Raw genomic sequence first — 20,161 nt, 5'->3', positions numbered from 1 at the left:
AGATTCGAACTCGTGAGGGGTTGCCCCCAACACGCTTTCCAACTGTGGTGGTGGGGCGGTGGGCTGAGTATCGGAGCGTTCACCTGCGGTCATGGGCGTTCGGCAGTGGGAGCGGCTACCGGCTTCGGTCTCGGCTGAACGACCGTGAACGGTGCTGAATGAGACGGAAACTGAGACGGGCGGCGGGGCCGGGGTCGCTAGCATCGTCGCTGTTGAAGGGGGAGTCATGGCGCTGGTCCGCAGGGGATCACGGCGGGTCGTTGTCGACAGCACGGTGTACCGCTGGCGGCTGCGGGGCAGACCAACGTACTTCCAGGGGCTGGCCTGGTCGCCGTGCGTGTTCGCGGTCGAGCACGCGGACACCCCAGGGACGACGCTCGTGGTCACCACCGACCGGCCGCATTCGAGCAACTGGATCGGTCGCGAGGCTGAGCCTGTACTGCCATCCGGTGTTGCCGCGGCTGTTCGGCTTGCCCTGCGTGAGGGCTGGAGTCCGACGGCTCCAGGCTCCGCGTTCCACCTCGACCAGTCCGCCGGCTTCACGCCCTCGTCCTGAGCGACGTAGAGACTGAGCACCGCTGTTAGGAGTTCGATCCGCACCTGCTTCGGCTGCGGTCGTCGACTGATGCAACGACCGGACGGAGTCGCTGGTGTGCGCCTCTGTCCGGCGTCGTTGATGTCAGCTGTGGATGTCAGAACCTTCTGATCTGTAGCCCTGCAGAGAGTCGGTCAGGGAGAGGCATTCCGGTCACTCGGGAGCGTCTGAAGGGGGGAGCAGGACGGCGGCAGTTGTTGGGGGTGCTGTATTCGGTTGCTGAACAGCTGCCGCAGTATCACGGGCATGGGCGAGGTTGGCACGGGTGGTGAGCGTGTCGGGGTGCTCGCTGCCCTGCAGCCGCTCCATGTCTGCCACCAACCGCTCCATCAGCTCGATCGCCTCGTCGGTCCGGCCCGCCTGCCAGTAGGAGGAGGCGAGGTTGCCGCGGGCGGTGAGCGTGGAGGGGTGCTCGCTGCCCTGCAGCCGCTCCCGATCGGCCACTACCCGCTCCTCGATCTCGATTGCCTCGTCGGTCCGGCCCGCCTGTCGGTAGGAGGAGGCGAGGTTGCCGTGGGTGGTGAGCGTGGAGGGATGCTCGCCGCCCAGCAGCCGCTCCATGTCTGCCACCAACCGCTCCATCAGCTCGATCGCCTCGTCGGTCCGGCCCGCCTGCCAGTAGGAGGAGGCGAGGTTGCCGCGGGCGGTGAGCGTGGAGGGGTGCTCGCTGCCCTGCAGCCGCTCCCGATCGGCCACTACCCGCTCCTCGATCTCGATTGCCTCGTCGGTCCGGCCCGCCTGTCGGTAGGAGGAGGCGAGGTTGCCGTGGGCGGTGAGCGTGGAGGGATGCTCGCCGCCCAGCAGCCGCTCCATGTCTGCCACCAACCGCTCCATCAGCTCGATCGCCTCGTCGGTCCGGCCCGCCAGTCGGTAGGAGATGGCGAGGTTGCCGTGGGCGGTGAGCGTGGAGGGATGCTCGCTGCCCAGCAGCCGCTCCATGTCTGCCACCAACCGCTCCATCAGCTCGATCGCCTCGCTGGTCCGGCCCGCCTGTCGGTAGGAGGTGGCGAGGTTGCCGTGGGCGGTGAGCGTGTCGGGGTGCTCGCTGCCCAGCAGCCGCTCCCGGTCGGCCACCACCCGCTCCTCGATCTCGATCACCTCACCACGCCGGCCCGCCTGTCGGTAGGAGGAGGCGAGGTTGCCGCGGGCGGTGAGCGTGGAGGGGTGCTCGCCGCCCAGCAGCCGCTCCATGTCGGCCACCAACCGCTCCTCGATCTCGATTGCCTCGCCGGTCCGGCCCGCCTGTCGGTAGGAGGTGGCGAGGTTGCCGCGGGCGATGAGCGTGTCGGGGTGCTCGCCGCCCAGCAGCCGCTCCCGGTCGGCCACTACCCGCTCCAGCAGCTCGATTGCCTCGTCGGTCCGGCCCGCCTGCTGGTAGGAGGTGGCGAGGTTGGCACGGGTGGTGAGCGTGTCGGGGTGCTCGCCGCCCAGCAGCCGCTCCCGGTCGGCCACTACCCGCTCCAGCAGCTCGATTGCCTCGTCGGTCCGGCCCGCCTGCTGGTAGGAGGAGGCGAGGTTGCCGTGGGTGGTGAGCGTGTCGGGGTGCTCGCTGCCCTGCAGCCGCTCCAGGTCGGCCACCACCCGCTCCAGCAGCTCGATCGCCTCGCTGGTCCGGCCCGCCTGCTGGTAGGCATTGGCGAGGTTGCCGCGGGCGGTGAGCGTGGAGGGGTGCTCGCTGCCCTGCAGCCGCTCCCGGTCGGCCACTACCCGCTCCAGCAGCTCGATCGCCTCGCTGGTCCGGCCCGCCTGCTGGTAGGCATTGGCGAGGTTGCCGCGGGCGGTGAGCGTGGAGGGGTGCTCGCCGCCCTGCAGCCGCTCCCAGTCGGCCACCACCCGCTCCTCGATCTCGATCACCTCACCACGCCGGCCCGCCTGTCGGTAGGAGGAGGCGAGGTTGCCGCGGGCGGTGAGCGTGGAGGGGTGCTCGCCGCCCAGCAGCCGCTCCATGTCGGCCACCAACCGCTCCTCGATCTCGATTGCCTCGCCGGTCCGGCCCGCCTGCTGGTAGGCATGGGCGAGGTTGCCGCGGGCGATGAGCGTGTCGGGGTGCTCGCCGCCCAGCAGCCGCTCACTTTCCGTAAGCATGTACTGCCAGTAGGCGGTGGCGGAGGCGGCCAGCCCGGCGTTGAGGAGGCTGTTGCCCGCGCGGTAAAGGACCGGGTGCCCATCCGGGTTCCAGAGGCAATCGTTGGAGTGACCGGAGAGCGCGCTGGTGTTGGCGCGCAGGACGGCGGCGTGGTCGGCGTGGTGCTGGTCAGGGTTGGGCCAGAGCTGGAGGAGGCCGTCGGCCACCGCGGTGGCGAGGGCTGGCATTTCGTCGGCAGGGATGGTTTCGCGGGTGGCGCGGGCAGTGAGGGCGTGCATGCTGACAGCGCGGGGTTCGGCCCGGGTGTCGCAGGTCAGCAGTGCGTAGCGGTGCAGGAGGCGGAGGGCCGTGTGGGCCTGCTCGGCTGTGGCTGGTGCGTGTGATGCGGTGGTGTCGCCTTGTGGGGCTAGGGCGTGGTGGGTGGTGAGGCGGTCCAGGAGGGCGGCGGTGTTCCACAAGGCGTGGGGGTGGCCGGCGGGGTCGAGGAGGGCGGTCAGGCGTAGGACTGTGGTGGCGAGGCCGGTGGTGTCGTTGGCTCGTACAGCGTCGAGGGAGAGCAAGAGTGCGGCGGTGACCTGCGTGGGCTGTTTCGGCTTGAGGTAGCCCTCCGTGTCTGCGGTCGGCGGCATGAGCTCTTCCAGGAGGGCATGCCGGTCGTTGTACCGGTTGAGGTACTGGGTGGAGGTGAGTTCTTCGTTGATCATGTGGGCGGCGGTCATGCCGAGGCCGAGAGGGTGGTGTCCTAGGGCGTGGGTGAGTTTGGGCGTGTGGTCGTCGAGGAGGTGGCCCATGTTCTCGGCGTTGAGGCGTTGGCGCAGGTAGGTGCCGGATTCGACGGGGGTGTAGACGTCGATGTCGATGCGGATGCGGCCGTTGCCGGTCAGGGAGGCGTCCCTGCTGCGCGTGGTGGCCAACACACGGCCGCTGCCGGTCTGGCTGGTGGGCCACAGTGGTTGGATGCCGTACGGGTCGGTGATGTCGTCCAGGACGACGAGCCATCGGCGGCTTGTGTTGCGCAGCCAGTCCAGCAGCAAGCGGGCGTCCGCTTCCAGATCCTCGCCGCTGGCGCCGGGCAGTTGCAGAGCGGTGGCAGTCTGCGCGTAAAGGGTGGTCACCTGTTGCACCTCGGCGGCAGCCACCCACAAGACCAGGTCGGTGCGATTTGTGACGGCGTTGGTGGCGTAGGCGGCGGCGAGCTGGGTCTTTCCGACCCCGCCCCCACCGGACAGCACGCGCGGCTGTTCCTGCGTCAGTACGACCGACCGGTTGTCCGACCACGCCGCGTCGATCCGGTCCCGCAGAACGCTGCGGGGCTGGAACGCCGTCGCCAGCTGGGGGATCGGTGTAGGCACCACCGACTGTGTCACGGCGTCTTCGTTTCGCTCTGTGTCCGCCTGCGCGGCGGTGATCTCCTCCAGAGACACAGTGGTGCCGGGATGGCCGTGCCGGGTGACCAGGTCGGTGAAGCCGGGCAGGCTGAGTGCTTCGTGGACGGGCGCGGCCTGCAGACGGCGACCGCCCATCGGCCGGTTGTCCTCAACCGCCACCCCGACCAGTCGGTCCCGGCAGAAGACCGCCGCCCCCGACGCGCCCGCCCACGGCCGCTCGCCGCCGTGTCCGAGGTCGGGCCACACCCGGCAGTCCAGGACCCAGTCGGACGACGACGTGGACACCACCGGCAGTTCGCCTCGCAAGTGCTCGACGTCCCCGCGGGCGGCTTCGTCGGCGAAGGCGGGGAAACCGGCTCCGTCGAATGGCAGCGGCACGATCCCTCCGGGCCGCCCCCATTGCACCGGACCACCCTCCACAGGGACAGGCTCCTCCAGCCACAACAGCGCCATGTCGAGAGCGTCTTTGGCCGGAATCCCCTTAAGGGGATCCGGCCAGCACACCTGGGCCCGCCGGTGCGCGACGTCACCGAAACGGGGATGCCCCACCCGCGCCTGCACCCGCAGCGCCCACCGCTGGTCCGTTAGCACCACATGCAGGGCCGTCAGCACGAGCTGGGGCCCGATCAGATAGCCGGAACCGGAGCCCCCCGGATCCCCGGTACGTACCCACACAAGGCGTCGTGCGTCCATCTCACCGCTCCCACGGCCGCTTCGCCCCAACTCCAGAACCTGACGCCCCATCCAGCACTTCAGCACCCGTGGACTGCTCGGACGCTTCAGCACCAGTGGACTTTGCGACGGTGGCGCCGGCATTGTCCTCCGCAGACGGGCGGCGGATCTTGGCACGGCTGCCGCCCAGGGCCTCGTCATGAACCTGCAGGCTCAGCGTCAGTGTCTGACGATGAGTGGCCTCCAACCTGCCACTCGCCTCCGCACCAGCCTTGACCCCAGGAAAGCCAACCTCGACCTTCACCTTGCCGTCACTACCGCGGCGGAACTCCACATCCAACGTCAGCTGTGCCTGCTCCACCTCGAACCGCAGCTGCTGGCCGGCCCCGTCGTCCTGCGCGGCATACAACTCACGCCGCAACTCCATCAACGCTTCCGCCAACGTGACCTTCGCTTCCACGGCAACCCCCATGTACCGCGCCGAACTGGCGCCCCAGAAAACAATCAGCATGTCCCATTCGTCATGCTCCCCGCAGCACTTCCGCACGGATCCACGGACGGTCCCAGGAGGGGCATCCCCACAGAGACACGGTGGGCTGTTCCGGAGTGGCGGCCTGGCGTCGTCTGCGGGACTGGACCGAGACCGGGTCTGGCCATAACTGCACGTCGCCTCGCTGGACCTGTACGAGCGTGCTGCGGATGGCTCGCGCATCCGAGCCTCATTCTGAAACGCTCAGCAAGCCGAAAGCCCTCAGCCCACCGCTCTCTCCAGTTCCCATCCCGTCCGCCGTCGACCCACACACCGTGGAGCGGGCGTGGTTCATGGCGTCCAGGTGGAGCGCGCCACTGTACGAACGACCTGGACGCCATGGGCCGCGTCTGCTCGGCTCTGCCTGGGTCGACGGCGGACGGGATGGGAGCTCCCCGCGCACGCCACTACGGGCCCGCAGTCGGGAACGGCGCCCCCTCCATCCCGGTGCCGGCCGATCCCCCGCCGGAGGCATCGCCTTGACCGCAGGCCGCTCTATGCGGTGATCGACTCATGGCTACCGGCCCTATCCACATGTGGGCGCGCGTCGGCGGCGGCAGCGCCGAGCGGGCCGAAGGCAGGAGCGCGGGCGCAGCCAGAGCCGGGAAGCGCGCCCGGCGGAGCGGAGCGCAGCCGGGGCTTGAACCAGTAGAGAAAGTTGTAACTCAGTCGGTCTGCTGTGGCTCGGTTCTGTGGCTGGTGTGAGCTTTGAAGTCGTATGCGCAGGCTGGAAGTTCGGCCGCCTGACGGTGTGCGAGGGGTAGAAAGAGCGCGGGTCGGACTGTCCAGGTGATGCGTGTGTCGGCGTGGGTGACGGACACCGTGCAGGGTTTCGCATGCAGGAGTGCTCTCCTAGTTTCGATGCGTCCCTCGTACAGCCATGCCCATGCCTCGTCGGAGGCGTCCGAGTCGAGCGCTGGTGAGATGGTCCGCAGCGCGATGGCGATCCATCTGTCTGCCTGGGGTGGCGAGTAGGCGTCGAAGGATGCCCGGAGTGCAGGTGGCTCTGCCTCGGTGAGGTCTTCGGTCCAGCACTCGCACCAGAAGCCCCGGCGGGGCCAGTTGGTCAGCACGGGTGGCCTCCCGGGCGGGTGTCGGTGAAGAGTTCTGCGGTCACCGTGTAGCCGCCCTGACTGCCGTGGACCACGACCCGGTGGGCGAGTGCGCTGACCATGCCCAGGCCCCGGCCGTGCTCCGCCTCCTGGTCCCGGTGCTCGACCTTCGGGGACGTGCCCGTGCCTCCGTCGTCGGTGACCGACAGGGCGATTACCTGCGCCGAGACCGCGAGCGCCAAGTGGAAACTGCCCGCCTCCAAGCCGCTGGCCGTATGGAGGACCGCGTTCGTGCTCAGCTCGCTCACGATCAGTTCGGCGTCGTCGGCCATGGGCGAACCGCGCAGGATGTCACGCGTCCAGCGGCGGGCCCGGCTGATCTCTTCTGGGAAACCTGGGCAAGTGAGTCCCCAGACCCGCGCTGTGCTCGTATACTCGTGCATACAAGTTCCTTCGTGCTGGTAGGCCGCCATGTGCAGCGGGTTCGGGCTAGACGAGTTTCACGCCGTCGTGGGCGCGGACGGCCGGCGGGGTGGTGGCGTCGAGTGCGTCCAGGACGCGGATCGCGTACGCCTCGTCGGCAAGCTCGGAGACTTCTTCACGGGTGGCCCAACGCAGCGCGCGGGTCTCGGTTCCGGTGGTGGGGGTGCCTTTGTCGGCCTCGCAGCGGAAGACCAGCGAGACGATCAGGCCCGTCATGTTCTTGTAGACGCCGGTGAGGGTCGCCGGAACTGTGATCTTGATGCCGGTTTCTTCGAGGACCTCGCGTTGCAGGGCCTCGGGGATGGTTTCCTCGCGTTCGAGGACGCCGCCCGGGGGTTCCCACTGGCCGTTGTCGCGGCGCTGGATCAACAGAGCGCGGCCCTGGTCGTCGACGATGACTCCGGCAACGCTCACGGAGTGCGGACGGTCAGTGCTCACGTTCCTCGGCCCTCTCAGGTGGCTAGGCTCTCCACCGTAGCAACAACACTCGCCCACTCGTCTAGATATCTGAAGGAGTACTCGTGACCTCACTCCCATCCGGCTTGCTCGGTGATCTAGACCCCACGAGCGATCGTGCGGTCTTCCGGCAGATCGCCGACCAGCTGCGCGAGGCCATCGACCGTGGGCGGTTCACCGAGGGCGCCAAGCTGCCCTCCGAAGCTGAGCTTGTCGAGCACTACGGCGTTTCCCGGATGACCGTCCGAAACTCCTTCTCCGTCCTCCAGGGCGAGGGGCTCGTGCACGCCGAGCACGGCAAGGGCGTGTTCGTACGGCCCCGGCCGCCCGTGCGGCGGCTCGCCTCCGACCGGTTCGCCCGGCGGCACAGAGAGCAGGGGAAATCCGCGTTCATCGTCGAAGCCGACGCCGCCGGCAGTCACCCCCAGGTCGACAGCCTTGAGGTCAAGGAGGAGAAGGCCAGCCAGGACATCTCCGCTCGCCTCGGCTCGGTACGTCGGGTGCTTGCCCGGCGGCGCCGGTATCTCCTCGACGGGAAGCCGGTCGAGTTCGCCGCCTCCTACCTCCCCCTCGACATCGCACGCGGTACAGCGATTGCTGAACCCAACCCCGGGCCCGGTGGCATCTACGCCCGTCTTGAGGAACTCGGTCACCGCCTCGACCACTTCGAGGAGGAGATCCGCGCCCGGATGCCCGCGCCGGCCGAGGTCAAGACGCTGCGGCTGGCCTCCGGTGTGCCCGTGATCCACCTGATCCGTACCGCGTACGACACCGAGGGGCGGGCCGTGGAGGTCTGCGACACCGTGATGGCGGCGGACGCGTACGTGCTGTCGTACCAGCTCCCGGCGACGTGAGCGCATGACGTGCGGTGGTGCGCGGGGCTCCTTCTCCGAACTCGTACACCCCAACAGGCATACTCGTATAGACGAGTGGGCAAGTTATGTGTCAGAGTGATCCACGTGAGCCCGGAAGATCGGGTGCGCGTCACGCATCTTGTATAGATGACTAGGTAGGAGAACTGTCTTGCGTACCATCCGTGTTGAGACCTCAGCCGCGACGATCCTGCTGACCGAGGCCCCCGAGCCCAAGGTCCGCGACCGTCAGACGGGCGAGATCGCCAAGGACGCCGTCAGCGGTGAAGCACTGATGACGATCGGAGTCGTCCACATCCAGGACGGCGAGTCGTCGCTGATCAAGGTCACCGTTCCCGAGGGCGGTGTCTCCGAGGGACTCGCTCTCGGCGCGCCCGTCTCGCTGCCGGGGCTTGTCGCCCGGCCGTGGGAGAGCGTGTTCAACGGGCAGCAGCGTCACGGCATCGCGTTCCGGGCCGCCGCTGTCACCCCGGCCGCGTTCCCCGCCGCGATAGGGGTCACCGCCTGATGAGCGACCTGACGACGCTTCTGGAAGTGGGGGGTCCTCTCGCCGCGCTCGGCGGTGGGGCCACCTACACCCGGGCCAAGTACCCGGCTGCGTACTGGTCCACGGTCGGCCTGCCGATCTCCACCGCCCGCCTGCTGGGCTCGTACACCTCGGTCATGGAGGCGTGCGGCCTGACTGTGGCTCCGTCCCGGCTGCGGGTGCTGGCCGTGAAGGCCACCACCCGGCGTGAGGTCCGGCCCGTACCGCCGCGCCGGGGCATCATCCGGCCCACCTCGACCGGGCTGCGGATACGTCTGCGGCTCGCGCCGGGGCAGGAACCCGCCGACGTCGCCGCCTCGGCCGAACGGCTGCGGCACGCCTGGGGCGTTCACGCCGTGTACGTCACGACCGTCAAGCCGGGCGTCGTCGAACTGCGGCTCGTCGGCTTCGACGTGCTGCGCCGGGTCCGTATGCCCCGCAAGGCCGATACCGGGTTTCTGAAGGTTCCTGTGGCGCTGCGGGAGGATGCGACCGCGTTCGTACGCGACTACCGGACCGTTCCACACCAACTCACCCTCGGCGCAACCCTGTCGGGCAAGTCCATGTACCTGCGCCACCTCGTCACCGGACTCGCCCGGCAACCCGTCGCCCTGGTCGGCATCGACTGCAAGCGCGGCGTCGAACTGGCACCCTTCGCCGCCCGGCTCTCCGCACTCGCCACCGACCCCGACCAGGCGGCCGAGCTACTGCTCGCGCTCATCAAGGAAATGGAGGACCGCTACGACCTGATCAAGGCCCGCCAGGGCATCGCACCCGGCACCCCGGACGAGGAGATCACCTCGGACATCTGGGGCCTGCCCGACAACCAACGCCCCGTACCCATCGTGCTGTTCGTCGACGAGGTGGCCGAACTCTTCCTCGTCGTCACGAAGAAGGAGGAGGAACGGCGGGACGAGATGGTCACCCAGCTCATCCGGCTTGCCCAGCTCGGTCGAGCCGCCGGCATCTACCTGGAGGTCTGCGGACAGCGCTTCGGCGCCGAACTCGGCAAGGGTGCCACCATGCTCCGCGCCCAGCTGACCGGCCGGGTCTGCCACCGCGTCAACGACGAAGCCTCCGCCAAGATGGCCCTCGGCGACATCGCCCCCGAAGCCGTCGGCGCCGCCTGCGCCATCGCTCCCGAACGCCCCGGCCTCGCCGTGGCCGGTGACACCTCCGGCGGCTGGTCCCGCATCCGCACCCCGTACCTCTCCCTCGGCGACGCCGCCGAGATCTGCCGCGAGTCGGCCCACCTGGTGCCCGACCTGCCCGCGCTCAAGCCCTTCCGGCCCGACGTGCCCGTACCGGCCGTGGAAGCACCGGCCCCGGCTCTCCAGCCGCGTCCCGTGACCGACTGACACTCCTCCCCGCCCAACTCCTGTCGCCGACTCCCTACCCCTCCCATGCCTGAACCCGGAAGGAGCGACACCACGCGCGCCCAACTGGCCCGCATCGACGCGGTACTTGTACAGGCGCTCATCGCCGCCGCACTGTCCTTCGCCCACCTGCACGACGTCGCCTCGGCAGCCGGACAGGACGGGTGGAAGGCGTGGGCATATCCCGTCTCGGTCGACCTGCTGCTCGTCGTCGCCTGGCGCCGACTGCGGTCCGGCCACACGAAAGCGGCTGCCTGGTGCTGGTTCGTCATCGCGCTCGCCGCGTCCCTCGGTGCCAACGTGGCTACCGCCGGACTCCTCGACATGACGGACGTGCCGGCCTGGCTGCGCATACTCGTCGCGGGCTGGCCTGCGGTCGCCTTCCTCGGCGGAACACTCCTCGCGCACTCCGCACCGACGGCGACATCCGAGAACGCCGCCGAGGTCATCGAGAGCATCGAGGACCAGGAGGACACGCCCGAACCTGCCCAACCGGCCCCGACCCCGGCTCCCGAACAACCCGCCGTATCTGTCCCGCCCGTCCCGGCCGCCCTGGTCCAGCACGCGCGGAAGGTCGCCGCCGAACACCACACCCGCACGGGAGCACCCATCGACACCCCCACCCTCCGCGCACGCCTCGGCGTCCCCGCCCACATGGCCGACGCCATCGCCGCCCAACTCTGAAGGCGGGCCCTGCCGGGAGGCTTTACCGCTTCCGGATCAGTCGCCGCGTTCCGATGACGGCCGAAATGATCAGTACTTCAAGGCAGCACGTGGTGATCACGGTGGCCCAGGACTCGCCCAACCACCACCTTCCCCCGGCACACGCGAGCCCGAGTATCAACGCGGCCGTACCGACTGCGGCCAGTTGCCGCGCCCCTTGTGACATGCCGGTCATTTACACACGTCCGCGCGCCCCCAGACAAGCGAGCAAAGGAAAGGAAACCGGCTGTGTCAGCCAACCGCCGCTTCCGCAACGTCACCCGCATCGGCCCCGTCCAGGTTGCCACGTCCTACGACGGCCGGGGCCGCGAGAAGCACACCGCCGCCTGCACCGCCCCACGCTGCGGCTTCTCCGCCGACTACGACAGCCGCGCCGCCGCCGAACTCGCCGCCCGCACCCACACCTGCTCTGTCCGCTGAAAGGACCCTGCACACCGTGACTGTCAGCCTGCCGCTCGTCTTCGTCCTCGGACTCATCGCCTGGGGAGCGGTCAAGTTCCTCGGCGTCCGCACCTGGATCGTCGTCGTGATCGCCCTGTTCGGCTTCCTGCTCTCGCGCACCTTCATGGCCCCGGCCATCGACTCCGGTACCCGCGACGGCGTGGACGTCATAAACGGCACACATAACTAGACGAGTAGATAAGGAGAAGCCTGCCGTGTTCCTGCCCAAGTACCCCGACACCCCCACCCCGCCGCCCGCACACACGCACACACCGGCCGACCAGGCCGCGCCCGTACGACGCTCACTCCCGGCGGTATCCATCAGCACCGGAGCCGTTGCGGCCGTAGTCGTGGGCGGTGTGGTCCTCACCGCGCTCCTGGCTGCCGTCGCCGTCTCGGCCATCTCCGTTGCCATCGCTGCCGTGGTCCTGCGCTCCCTCATCCGCGAGCAGCACCGGCGCTGAACGGCGCTCGGCTCCCGGGGCGGCCATGACACGGCCAAGCATCCGGCCGTCCCGGGGCCATCCCTCCTGACCAAGCAAGCCAGCCAGCCAGAAGGAGTACGCCATCTTCACCCGCACCACCACGCCTCCACTGCCGGAACTCGCCAAGCTGGCCCAGCACGGCACCCTGCCCGGTATCGTCCAGCAGCTCTCCGGCCTTGGCGGCTGCACCCACCCCATCCGCCTCGACGGCCACCGCACCGAGTACGACGTGAACGCCCGCACCGGCGAAATCGGCAACGTCCTCCACCACCTCGACTCCGCCACCCTCCCGGCCGGCCACCTCCTCGTTCGCTGCAACAACCGCCGCACCACCCGCTGCCCGGCCTGCTCCGAGGTCTACCGCCGCGACACCTTCCACCTGATCACCTCCGGCCTGCGCGGCGGCAAGGGCACCCCGGAACAAGTCGCCGCCCACCCCCGCGTCTTCGCCACCTTCACCGCACCCGGCTTCGGCCCCGTCCACAACCGCCCCACCGGCCCGGCCGGAACGGTCCGCCCCTGCCGCTGCGGCGCCCGCCACGACCAGGACGACGACGCCCTTGGCACCCCGCTCAACCCGGACACGTACGACTACGAAACCGCCGTCCTCTGGAACGCCCACGCCGGACCGCTCTGGCGACGCTTCTCCACCTACCTGCGCCGCGAGGTCGCCAAGCGGGCGGGCCTGTCACAGCGACGCTTCCGCGAACACGCGCGCGTGTCCTTCGCCAAGGTCGCCGAGTACCAGAAGCGCGGTGCCGTCCACTTCCACGCCGTCATACGCATCGACGGCCCGACCGGCGGCGACACCCCGCCCCCGGCCTGGGCGACCGCCGAACTCCTCACCGACGCCATCGAAGCGGCTGCCACCAAGGTCCGAGTAGACGGCCCGACCATCGACGGCCGCACCCACACCTTCACCTTCGGCCGCCAACTCGACGTACGCACCATCCGATCCGCCGATTTCAACGACGGCCAGGAGCTCACCGAACGCGCAGTAGCCGCGTACATCGCCAAGTACGCCACCAAGGGCGCCGAAGCTGCGACGGGCGCCCTCGACCGCCCGCTCAAGTTCGCCGCCGAACTCGCCCAGTTCGACATCAGCGACCACGCCCGCCGTCTCATCCGAACCGCCTGGACCCTCGGCGCCCGCAAGGACCTCGAACACCTCCGCCTGCGCGCCTGGGCCCACATGCTCGGCTTCCGCGGCCACTTCTCCACCAAGTCCCGCCGCTACTCCACCACCCTCGGCGCCCTACGCGATGCCCGCGCCGAATGGCGCCGCGCCCAACACAACGCCCCGCGAACGCAACACGAGACGGGCACGACATACGTCCTCGCCCACTGGGTCTTCGCCGGAACCGGCCTGTCCGACACCGAAGCCTGGCTTGCCGCATCCCTCGAACCCGCCCCCGGAACGGAAGGAGAGCCCACCCGTGGCTGAGCCCCAAGTCACCACCCTCCGGCCTGAATCCTCAGACCCGTCTTTGGCCCTCCTGACCGTCGAGGAGGCGGCCAGGCGCCTCCGTATCGGCCGTACGACGTGCTTCCGGCTCGTCCTCGCCGGAGAGATCGAGTCGGTCATGGTAGGTCGGCTGCGGCGCGTCCCGGCCGATGCCGTACCCACCTTCGTGGCCAAGCTGCGCCACCGACCTGCCCAAGCGGCCTGAGGGGGACAACATGGCAGAGAAGAACCGCACCCGTCAGCCCAACGGCGCCTCGTCGATCTACCTCGGCAAGGACGGCAAGTGGCACGGCCGAGTGACCGTCGGAGTCCGAGACGACGGGAAGCCCGACCGCCGCCACATCGAGCGCAAGACCAAGGCCGAAGTGACCAAGGCCGTCCGCGAGATGGAGCGGGCGCGAGACGACAAGAAGCTCAGGAAGCCGGGGCAGAGCTGGACGCTCCAAGCCTGGCTTGAGCACTGGGTCGAGAACATCGCCAAGCCGTACGTCTCCGAGAACACGTATGACGGCTATGAGGTCGACGTGCGCGTTCACCTCGTCCCCGGCCTGGGTGCCCACAAGCTCGACCGCCTGGAGCCGGAGCACCTCGAACGCTTCTACGGGAAAATGCAGGCATCCGGGAGCTCCGCCGGCACCGCCCACCACGCGCACCGGACGATCCGGGTCGCCCTCGGTGAGGCCGTCCGGCGTGGTCACGCCACCACGAACGCGGCGGAGATCGCGAAGGCTCCCCGCCTCGAAGAAGAGGACATCGAGCCCTACACGATCGAGGAGGTACAGCGACTGCTCGTCGAGGCGGCCAAGCTCCGCAACAGTGCGCGTTGGGTCGTCGCCCTGGCCCTGGGCCTCCGCCAAGGGGAAGCGCTCGGGCTCCACTGGGAAGACGTCGACCTGGACGCGGGATACGCACGCATCCGCAAGAACCGGCTCCGTCCCAAGTACGCGCACGGCTGCGGCGCCAATCCGTGCGGCCGTAAGGCGGGCTACTGCCCCAAGCGGGAACAGACCCGGCGCGAGCACAAGTCCACCAAGTCGCGCGCCGGACGGCGAACCATCGGCCTGCCCGATCCGCTGATCAAGATTCTCCGGCTGCATAAGGGGGCCCAGGAGCGGGAGCGGATCGCGGCTGGTGCCGACTGGGAGGGCAAGGGGTACATCTTCGCCTCGCCTATCGGCGGAGCGCTGAGCCCGAACACCGACTTCCACATCTGGAAGCGGCTGCTTCGGGATGCCGGGGTCCGGAACGGCCGTCTCCATGACGCTCGCCACACCGCCGCGACCGTCCTCCTGATCCTCGGAGTCCCGGACGTCGTAGTCGACGCCATCATGGGTTGGGAGCCTGGGGGAGCCGCCAGGATGCGTGCTCGGTACATGCATGTGACGGGCTCCATGCTCAAGAAGGTTGCCGACCAGGTTGGTCACGCGCTGTGGGACAGCGACCAGGTGTAATCGGCAAACGGAGACCTGATGATCACGGAAGCCCAGACCGCTAGTCGGTCTGGGCTTCCGCTTTGGTCCGGGAAATTCCAAGACCTTGTGACGTATCACTCTCTATCTTGTCTGGCATGTTGCTTCACCATGTCCGCCGCTACAGCCGTTTGGTCCCCGTTCGCCCTCTTCTCCTTGGGTGGAGGTGGGATCGTGGGGTCGTCATTGAACGGTGAGTCCTTGCGCCGCCGAGAGGCACTGCGGGGATTGCGACGCATGCGCGCTGTGCCTCCGGGTATGGCAGGACAGAATGCGCAGCGCTTGCGGACGTTCCAGGCAGCGCTGGAGCAGGCAGAGCAGTTCTTGAGCAGCGCTGAAAGCGCTGGGTACGAGACGAAGCCGGTCTTCGCGTTCTACGCGCTCTCGCAAGCGGGTCGAGCGATTGCGGCGGCCTCTGGGCACCTGACCGATGACGAATACCGTCCGTCGGGCCACGGTATGAGGGTCCTCAACACCCGTGATCAGACATGCCTGTGGGCGGCAGAGGTCGAGGTCAATAAGGCTGGCACCCCTCAGAGTGTGGCTCGGGCCATGGGCTCGCCTATGTGACCAGCGAAGACCAAGCTGACGCTTGCCGAGCTCTGGCCTTTGGTTCCCGAGACTGCCAGTGAACACCCGCCCTCGGCGGTGCTGAGTGACCTTCCTGCCCTCCGCTACGAGGCTCAGGGCACGGTTGGCGCGTGGGAGGTGGCTTATCTGTACGGAGTCCCGATGACCGTCTTCAGGCAGCGGGAGGATTCAAGCGCAGTGGCCAAGTGGCTGTCCCACTACCCCACGCTCTCCGGATGGCAAGGCGGCACGTCCACACACACCAGGACGGTGCCCACCTTCAACTGGTTCGGTGGTGAACTGCGGATGATGTTGCTGTGGTCGAGACCCAGTACTCATCAATCAAGGCAAGTTGATCCTGCCCAGTGGGTTCGGCACGCTGAGCAGTATCGCGGCGGCTGGTGGGTGCTGCCGGCCTACGCGGAGATGACTCAGCCCGTCCGAGCCATGATGGCGTGGTGGGCCGCGCTGTTGGCACTCTCTACTTTCGCTCGATACGAGCCGGAATCGTGGGCAGCGATGATCGACGTCGATAATCCGGGGTCCCCCGCTGTGGCGATTGAGCACTTCCTCGACACAGCCTTGGACGCCATCCCCGAGCTGGTGGGCGGAGCCCTGGCGTACGTGTCGGCGTTCGCCTACGACCCGTACGTTGCCGGGCAACCCTCTGCTCCGTGAGCAACTGAGACGGAAACTGAGACGGACAACGAAGAAGGGCCCCACCGCGAACGGTGGGGCCCTTCGACATCGTGCCCGGTGAGGCACTGGCGGAGGATACGAGATTCGAACTCGTGAGGGGTTGCCCCCAACACGCTTTCCAAGCGTGCGCCCTAGGCCACTAGGCGAATCCTCCGACGCGAACATTACATGACCGTGGGTGGTGCTTGCGAACTCGTTCGGACCCCCTGCGATCAGGTACGCTGGGCCCCAGCCCCTCACGCGGCGCTATCTGACTGAACTCCCCCAGGGCCGGAAGGCAGCAAGGGTAGGTTGGCTCTGGCGGGTGCGTGGGGGGTCTTCTGCATGCCTGGCCGGACTGGTTGGAGCGGTGTCCCGCGCGGGGTGAGTCGGGCGGGCGGGGTCGACTGTCAGTGGGGCCCGATATCGTCGTAAGCGTGTCGTCCCTTGCGCTGTACCGCCGCTATCGCCCGGAGTCGTTCGCCGAGGTCATCGGGCAGGAGCATGTAACCGACCCGCTGCAGCAGGCGCTGCGGAACAACCGGGTCAATCACGCGTACCTGTTCAGCGGGCCGCGCGGGTGCGGCAAGACGACCAGTGCGCGCATCCTGGCGCGCTGCCTGAACTGCGAGAAGGGGCCGACGCCGACGCCCTGCGGCGAGTGCCAGTCCTGTCAGGACCTCGCGCGCAACGGGCCGGGGTCGATCGATGTCATCGAGATCGACGCGGCGTCGCACGGTGGTGTGGACGACGCGCGTGACCTGCGCGAGAAGGCCTTCTTCGGGCCGGCGAGCAGTCGCTACAAGATCTACATCATCGACGAGGCCCACATGGTCACGCCGGCCGGTTTCAACGCGCTGCTCAAGGTCGTCGAGGAGCCCCCGGAGCACCTCAAGTTCATCTTCGCCACCACGGAACCCGAGAAGGTCATCGGGACGATCCGCTCCCGGACGCACCACTATCCCTTCCGGCTGGTCCCGCCGGGCACGCTCCGCGAGTACCTCGCCGAGGTCTGCGGGCACGAGAACATCCCGGTCGCCGACGGCGTGCTCCCGCTGGTCGTCCGGTCCGGCGCGGGTTCCGTACGAGACTCGATGTCCGTCATGGACCAGTTGCTGGCCGGCGCCGGTGCCGACGGCGTGACGTACGCCATGGCCACCTCCCTGCTCGGCTACACGGACGCCTCGCTGCTCGACTCCGTGGTCGAGGCGTTCGCCTCCGGGGACGGAGCGGCGGCCTTCGAGGTCGTGGACCGCATCATCGAGGGTGGCAACGACCCGCGCCGCTTCGTCGCCGACCTGCTCGAACGGCTGCGCGACCTGGTGATCCTCGCCGCCGTCCCGGACGCGGCGGAGAAGGGGCTCATCGACGCCCCGGTGGACGTGATCGAGCGCATGCAGGCCCAGGCCGGCGTCTTCGGCGCCGCCGAACTCAGCCGCGCCGCCGACCTCGTCAACGACGGGCTCACGGAGATGCGGGGCGCGACCTCGCCCCGGCTCCAGCTGGAGCTCATCTGCGCGCGCGTGCTGCTTCCCGCCGCGTACGGCGACGAGCGCTCGGTCATGGCCCGGCTCGACAAGCTGGAGCGCGGCGTCAACTTCTCCGGCGGTCCCGCGGTGGGCATGGGCGGCGCCGGAATCGCCATGGGGTACGTCCCGGGACCCGGTGTGCACGAGGGCCCGGTGTCCGGCGGTCCCGCGGGCGCGCCGGTGCCGGTGGGCGGCGGGGTCGCGGCGGCGCGGGCGGCTGTGCGCGGGGACGCGCCGGGCATGCCTGACCTGCCCGGTACGGCGGACACGGTCGGCGTGCCCACCCCGCACCCACAGTCGCACTCCCAACCGCACTCTCAACCGCAATCCCAACCGCAGTCGGCTGCTCCAGTGGCCCCGACCCCTCCTGCACCGGCCCCGGCTCCGGTGGCTCCCGCCCCGGCAGCCCCCGGTGCCTGGCCCACCGCGACCACCGCGGGCAGTGGCCGGCGTCCCGGTGGCTGGCCCACGGCCACACCTACGGGCGGCGGACAGCCACCGGCAGCCGGCACCGGTCCGGCGCCCGCTTCACCCGCTCCAGCAGCGGCCTACTCCCAGCCGCAGCCCCAGCCTCATTCCCATGCACCGGCCCAGGCCCAGGTCCCTGCCGCGCAGGCCGGAGCCCCCGTGCCCGGTGGCCTCGACCCCCGCATGCTCTGGCCGAACATCCTGGAGTCGGTGAAGAACCGCCGCCGGTTCACCTGGATCCTGCTCAGCCAGAACGCCCAGGTCAGCGGCTTCGACGGCACCACGCTCCAGCTGGGCTTCATGAACGCGGGCGCGCGGGACAACTTCTCCAGCAGTGGCAGCGAGGAAGTGCTGAAGCAGGCGCTGGCGGAACAGTTCAACGTCCAGTGGAGGATCGAGGCGGTCGTCGACCCGACGGGCGGCGGCCCGGCGGCCCCGGCGACCGGAGGCTACGGCGGGGGCGGCTCCTCCGGTGGCTACGCGGGCGGAGGGGGAGGCGGAGGTGGCTACGGCGGTGGCGCCTCGGCCTCGGCCCCCCAGCAGCAGCCCGCACAGTCGGCACCGGTGTCCGCACCAACCTCCGCTTCCGCGTCTGGGCCCGCGTCGGCATCGGCATCGGGCGCTCCCCGTCCCCAGTCCTCCGCTCCGGCGCCGCAGCGCTCGGCGCCGGAACCCCCGCCCGTCGCCCCCGAGGACGACACCGCCGAGGACGACGACCCCGACCTCGACGAGTCCGCCCTCTCCGGCCACGAACTGATCGTGCGTGAGCTGGGAGCGACGGTGGTGGAGGAGGTCTCGAACGAGTAGACGGGGGAGAGCGTGTCCGGCCCGTCCGGTGTCCGAGGACAACGTCACTCAGTGATTCGAGGACGACGTCACTTGAGGACCGCAGCGGCGTCCGGGGCGGGGTCCGGGGCGGCAGGCCCCAGTGGGGCCGCACCGACACCGGCAAGCGCTCCCCACCCCGACCACTAAGCTGACCCCCGTGAAGGTCCTCCTCATCGGTAACGGCGCCCGCGAACACGCCCTGTGCCGCTCCCTGTCCCTCGACCCCGACGTCACCGCGCTGTACTGCGCCCCCGGCAACGCCGGCATCGCCGAGGTCGCCGAGCTGCACCAGGTCGACCCCCTCGACGGCAAGGCCGTAGCGGCGCTGGCCCTGGAGCTGGGCGCCGACCTGGTCGTCGTAGGTCCGGAGGCGCCGCTCGTCGCCGGGGTCGCCGACGCCGTGCGCGAGGCGGGCATCCCGGTCTTCGGCCCCTCCGGGGAGGCCGCGCAGCTGGAGGGCTCCAAGGCCTTCGCGAAGGACATCATGGCGGGAGCCGGCGTCCCCACGGCCCGCTCGTACGTCTGTACGACGCCGGAGGAGGTCGACGAGGCCCTCGACGCCTTCGGTGCCCCCTACGTCGTCAAGGACGACGGACTCGCGGCCGGCAAGGGCGTGGTCGTCACCGCCGACCTCGAAGAAGCCGCCGCACACGCGAACTCCTGCGACCGTGTCGTCATCGAGGAGTTCCTCGACGGCCCCGAGGTCTCCCTCTTCGCGATCACCGACGGTGTGACGGTCCTCCCGCTCCAGCCCGCCCAGGACTTCAAGCGCGCGCTGGACGACGACGAGGGCCCGAACACGGGCGGCATGGGCGCCTACTCGCCGCTCCCCTGGGCGGAACCGAAGCTGGTCGAGGAGGTCCTCCAGACGGTCCTCCAGCCGACGGTCGACGAACTGCGCCGCCGCGGCACGCCCTTCTCCGGCCTCCTCTACGCGGGTCTCGCGATCACCTCGCGCGGCGTCCGCGTGATCGAGTTCAACGCCCGCTTCGGCGACCCGGAGACCCAGGTTGTCCTGGCCCGTCTGAAGACCCCGCTGGCGGGCATCCTGCTCGCGGCAGCGAACGGCACCCTCGCCGACCTGGAGCCGCTGCGCTGGAGCGACGACGCGGCCGTCACCGTGGTCATCGCCTCGCACAACTACCCCGGCACCCCGCGCACCGGCGACCCGATCACGGGCCTGGCCGACGTCGCCGCACAGGACGCGCCGCACGCGTACGTCCTGCACGCCGGCACGAAGCACGACGGTGACACGGTCGTGAGCGCGGGCGGCCGGGTGCTCTCCGTGACGGCGACCGGCAAGAACCTGAGCGAGGCCCGCGACCGCGCGTACACCGCCCTCGGCCGTATCCACCTGGACGGCTCCCAGCACCGCACGGACATCGCGGCGAAGGCGGCGGCAGGGGAGTAAGTACCGGCCCACCAGGGCTACTGGTACGCGAGCGGTACCGGCACACGAGCGGTACCCAC

The 20,161-nt window shown here is 69.4% G+C and carries 20 protein-coding genes, 1 tRNA gene and 1 other RNA gene; 16 read left to right on the top strand and 6 right to left on the bottom strand.

Going from position 1 to position 20,161, the window contains the following annotated elements; all coding sequences use genetic code 11:
* Positions 1-226: 226 nt before the first annotated feature.
* Positions 227-556, top strand: a complete 330-nt coding sequence (locus OG595_RS19875) for a hypothetical protein (protein ID WP_329273782.1) — start codon at positions 227-229, stop codon at positions 554-556.
* Positions 557-748: 192 nt separating this feature from the next.
* On the opposite strand, the gene fxsT is transcribed toward OG595_RS19875, so the two are convergent.
* From fxsT to OG595_RS19845, 5 genes are all read right to left on the bottom strand, one after another.
* Positions 749-4,762: an FxSxx-COOH system tetratricopeptide repeat protein gene (fxsT, locus tag OG595_RS19870; protein WP_329273781.1), complete on the bottom strand. Its 4,014-nt coding sequence runs from the start codon at positions 4,760-4,762 to the stop codon at positions 749-751.
* 1 nt (position 4,763) lies between these two features.
* A complete protein-coding gene (locus tag OG595_RS19865) occupies positions 4,764-5,252 on the bottom strand; it encodes a trypco2 family protein (RefSeq protein ID WP_329273780.1) in 489 nt (162 codons plus the stop codon).
* Positions 5,253-5,935: 683 nt separating this feature from the next.
* Positions 5,936-6,343, bottom strand: a complete 408-nt coding sequence (locus OG595_RS19855) for a hypothetical protein (RefSeq protein ID WP_329273779.1) — start codon at positions 6,341-6,343, stop codon at positions 5,936-5,938.
* A complete protein-coding gene (locus OG595_RS19850) occupies positions 6,337-6,765 on the bottom strand; it encodes an ATP-binding protein (RefSeq protein ID WP_329273777.1) in 429 nt (142 codons plus the stop codon). The genes OG595_RS19855 and OG595_RS19850 overlap by 7 nt, the downstream gene beginning before the upstream one ends.
* Before the next feature lie 46 nt (positions 6,766-6,811).
* Positions 6,812-7,219, bottom strand: coding sequence for an NUDIX hydrolase (locus OG595_RS19845; protein WP_329283047.1), 408 nt, complete (start codon positions 7,217-7,219; stop codon positions 6,812-6,814).
* 107 nt (positions 7,220-7,326) lie between these two features.
* On the opposite strand from OG595_RS19845, the gene OG595_RS19840 reads away from it, so the two are divergent.
* The 12 genes from OG595_RS19840 (at position 7,327) to OG595_RS19790 (ending at position 15,866) form a co-directional block, all read left to right on the top strand.
* Entirely contained in the window at positions 7,327-8,115 is a 789-nt protein-coding gene (locus tag OG595_RS19840; RefSeq protein ID WP_329273776.1) for a GntR family transcriptional regulator, read from the top strand.
* Positions 8,116-8,284: 169 nt separating this feature from the next.
* Positions 8,285-8,641: an SCO3933 family regulatory protein gene (locus OG595_RS19835; RefSeq protein ID WP_329273774.1), complete on the top strand. Its 357-nt coding sequence runs from the start codon at positions 8,285-8,287 to the stop codon at positions 8,639-8,641.
* Positions 8,641-10,017 (top strand): FtsK/SpoIIIE domain-containing protein, encoded by a 1,377-nt coding sequence (locus tag OG595_RS19830; protein WP_329273772.1) that lies wholly within the window; start codon positions 8,641-8,643, stop codon positions 10,015-10,017. Before OG595_RS19835 ends, OG595_RS19830 begins: the two co-directional genes overlap by 1 nt.
* 45 nt (positions 10,018-10,062) lie before the next feature.
* Entirely contained in the window at positions 10,063-10,719 is a 657-nt protein-coding gene (locus OG595_RS19825; protein ID WP_329273771.1) for a DUF2637 domain-containing protein, read from the top strand.
* 267 nt (positions 10,720-10,986) lie between these two features.
* Positions 10,987-11,178, top strand: coding sequence for a mobile element transfer protein (locus OG595_RS19820; RefSeq protein ID WP_329273769.1), 192 nt, complete (start codon positions 10,987-10,989; stop codon positions 11,176-11,178).
* Between the two features lie 16 nt (positions 11,179-11,194).
* The gene (locus OG595_RS19815; protein ID WP_319289474.1) at positions 11,195-11,389 is read left to right on the top strand and encodes a hypothetical protein; all 195 of its coding nucleotides are present in this window, start codon (positions 11,195-11,197) and stop codon (positions 11,387-11,389) included.
* Positions 11,390-11,414: 25 nt separating this feature from the next.
* Positions 11,415-11,663, top strand: coding sequence for a SpdD protein (locus OG595_RS19810; RefSeq protein WP_329273766.1), 249 nt, complete (start codon positions 11,415-11,417; stop codon positions 11,661-11,663).
* Between the two features lie 148 nt (positions 11,664-11,811).
* Positions 11,812-13,128 carry a replication initiator gene (locus tag OG595_RS19805; RefSeq protein WP_329283045.1) on the top strand — a complete coding sequence of 439 codons (1,317 nt, stop codon included), beginning with the start codon at positions 11,812-11,814 and terminating at the stop codon, positions 13,126-13,128.
* Complete coding sequence (locus OG595_RS19800) at positions 13,121-13,354, top strand: excisionase family DNA-binding protein (protein WP_329273764.1); 234 nt, start codon at positions 13,121-13,123, stop codon at positions 13,352-13,354. Before OG595_RS19805 ends, OG595_RS19800 begins: the two co-directional genes overlap by 8 nt.
* Positions 13,355-13,364: 10 nt before the next feature.
* Positions 13,365-14,600 carry a tyrosine-type recombinase/integrase gene (locus OG595_RS19795; RefSeq protein ID WP_329273762.1) on the top strand — a complete coding sequence of 412 codons (1,236 nt, stop codon included), beginning with the start codon at positions 13,365-13,367 and terminating at the stop codon, positions 14,598-14,600.
* An 18-nt stretch (positions 14,601-14,618) separates the two neighbouring features.
* Positions 14,619-15,188, top strand: a complete 570-nt coding sequence (locus OG595_RS45375) for a YaaC family protein (protein ID WP_443073082.1) — start codon at positions 14,619-14,621, stop codon at positions 15,186-15,188.
* Positions 15,189-15,350: 162 nt separating this feature from the next.
* Positions 15,351-15,866, top strand: a complete 516-nt coding sequence (locus OG595_RS19790) for a YaaC family protein (RefSeq protein ID WP_329273760.1) — start codon at positions 15,351-15,353, stop codon at positions 15,864-15,866.
* Positions 15,867-15,953: 87 nt separating this feature from the next.
* Here OG595_RS19790 and OG595_RS19785 read toward each other — a convergent pair.
* Positions 15,954-16,041 (bottom strand) — tRNA-Ser (locus OG595_RS19785).
* 73 nt (positions 16,042-16,114) lie between these two features.
* On the opposite strand from OG595_RS19785, the gene ffs reads away from it, so the two are divergent.
* The 3 genes from ffs (at position 16,115) to purD (ending at position 20,102) form a co-directional block, all read left to right on the top strand.
* Positions 16,115-16,211, top strand: an RNA gene (gene ffs / locus OG595_RS19780) — signal recognition particle sRNA small type.
* Between the two features lie 92 nt (positions 16,212-16,303).
* Complete coding sequence (locus OG595_RS19775; RefSeq protein ID WP_329273758.1) at positions 16,304-18,670, top strand: DNA polymerase III subunit gamma and tau; 2,367 nt, start codon at positions 16,304-16,306, stop codon at positions 18,668-18,670.
* 178 nt (positions 18,671-18,848) lie between these two features.
* Complete coding sequence (gene purD / locus OG595_RS19770) at positions 18,849-20,102, top strand: phosphoribosylamine--glycine ligase (protein WP_329273757.1); 1,254 nt, start codon at positions 18,849-18,851, stop codon at positions 20,100-20,102.
* Positions 20,103-20,161: the final 59 nt, after the last annotated feature.

Origin of the sequence: Streptomyces sp. NBC_01451 (genome assembly GCF_036227485.1) — a bacterium.
Classification (GTDB): Bacteria; Actinomycetota; Actinomycetes; order Streptomycetales; family Streptomycetaceae; genus Streptomyces.
The sequence above is the reverse complement of the archived record's forward strand: the minus strand, read 5'-3'. Positions and strand labels throughout refer to the sequence as shown.